The organism is Nostoc sp. CHAB 5715, assembly GCF_020829685.1.
GTDB lineage: Bacteria > Cyanobacteriota > Cyanobacteriia > Cyanobacteriales > Nostocaceae > Nostoc.
The window spans coordinates 1-2,056 of the sequence record NZ_JAIVFR010001183.1 but is presented as its reverse complement, the minus strand read 5'-3'; the positions used below and the strand labels follow the sequence as shown (position 1 = coordinate 2,056).

Below are 2,056 nucleotides of genomic sequence, written 5' to 3'. Positions count from 1 at the left end.
AGCAGTGATATTTGTAACGCCAGTTTCTACAGTCACTTCAAACAAAATCGAATAGGCACTCAAAGCAGTGTAACGAGGGCGTTGGTAGAGAGGATAAACTTTATTAAAAGAGTTGTGTCCAGGGCCAATGCCGAAAATGGGGCGATCGCGAATCATCTCAAAAACGGCATCCCACACGTTTCGGCGAAAATTATTACTGCTATCTTGACGGTCAGCAAAAATACTAAACACTCGTAGGCGCACTGGCTCTACAAATATCACTGCTAGCACCAATATGCCGATTAAACCTCCCAAGACAATCGGTAGCGACCAGGTACGCCAAAAACGAGGCATTTCCACGCTTTTCCAATAAACTAGCAATGCCATTACAGCCAAAATTGCCACCACTAGTCCAATCCAACCGCCACGACTAAAAGTGAGGATCAGGCAAGCAGTATTGACAATTAGCATTGTTAATGCTAAGACTTTTTTGATCCAGCTTTGCCATGCAAAAATTGCCACTAAGCTAAAAATTACTGCTGGTAAGAGGTATCCAGCCAATAAGTTAGGATTGCCTAAATAACTGTAGACTCTGGTAGTCTTAGACAGGGGAGATTCTGGATCAACCCAAGTTGCCAGTGCTGTGGCTCCAAAAAACCATTGCCGCAACCCATATACACTGACAATTAACGATATGTGCAGGTAAAGGATGATAATCCAAGAGCGGAGGCGAGGCGACCTCAGTATCCTGGCACAAAGAGCAAATAGCAGCAAATACAAGGTCAACGTTCCCAAGTCGTTGAGTGCCGCCTTTTTCACTGGTGATAATGCCGTTGCGACTGCGGCAACCCCCCAGTAGAGCAATACCAGCAGATGAATGGGAGTGACTGAGGAGACATTTGCTGGTGTTACTTCATCAGATAAAGTCAACAACAGCCAAAATCCCACACAAGCCCCCAGCAACAAGCCCACCAATGTACTCGAGACAAAAGGTGCAAGCGCATATACTAAACTGAGTAAAGCAGCTGCTGTCGCATCTCCCCACCCAATCAAGACGCTAGTTTGCCGCCAAGAACTTAACACTCCCACCAGAGAACGGTGTACGTAACTGCTAGCAAGGTATTCTTTGAGCGGTAAAGATGATAAAGTAAATCGTTGCCAGACTAAATTCATAAAAAACATTGCTGACGGTGTTACGCTGTACATCTCTGGACAAACAGATCATACGCGATAGCGATACTCTTACTAGTAATAGATCGCTAAATCTCCCGACAAATGTTGAGGTGGTTCAAGCGTTAAGCTTTTGCGAGAATGCGCCAATATTGTAAATCGCTAACTATTCTTGGACTAGTGATTGGTAGACAGTACATAACAAAGCATGAATTTGTATTTCCCTATTATCTGTAACCTGTAGCCTGTTCCCTACTAGCTGTAATTAGACATCGCTAATTGCTTGTGAAGGAGTCGCCACTTGCAGTGGCAAAGAAAGCACATAACGATATCCTGATTCTGGTGAACCTTGAATCAAAATTTGTCCGCTATGTAATTCTGCCAGTTGACAACTTAGCAACAGACCCAAGCTTTCACGAGAAATATTTCCATGTGATTTAGCTAAATTTATACCTGAACTAGCAGTAAAGAAATTTGAGTGATTCGCACTCAAGTTTTTTGAATTGTCCACTACTACTGATGAAATATCTTTTTGCTCCTGGCTTTGTGCATGAGTATTGTAAGTTGCTACCTCACCTGTCATCTCCAGCAGCGACAAAGAATTGAGACGGAAGTAGGGATCAACTTCAGTAATACCGTCCCCTAGCCAAGGATGGGAAACCCAAATAGTAATGTTGAGCGTATCTTCCTTGTAAGAAACATGAATGCGAACAATGCTACCTGTAGCCGAAAGTTGAATCACACTGAAAACCAGGTGATAGAGGATTTGGCGCACCTTGTCTTTATCTAAAGGCCAAATGCGATTGCGTCCCGGTTCTATAGAGAGGCGAATATCTTGTTCGCGGCGATTAGCCGCTTCTTCAAGGGTATTGATAGCTTGTTGACACAGCATTACTATTTGGGTTTC

1 protein-coding gene and 1 pseudogene are annotated in these 2,056 nt (G+C 43.6%); both read right to left on the bottom strand.

The annotated features are described in order from the left end of the window. Window positions 1-1,152 (bottom strand): IctB family putative bicarbonate transporter (locus LC574_RS37485; protein ID WP_229458678.1); only part of this gene is annotated, 1,152 nt, incomplete at its 3' end. A gap of 262 nt (window positions 1,153-1,414) precedes the next feature. Next, window positions 1,415-2,056, bottom strand: a pseudogene (locus LC574_RS37480) (histidine kinase); the annotation flags it as partial.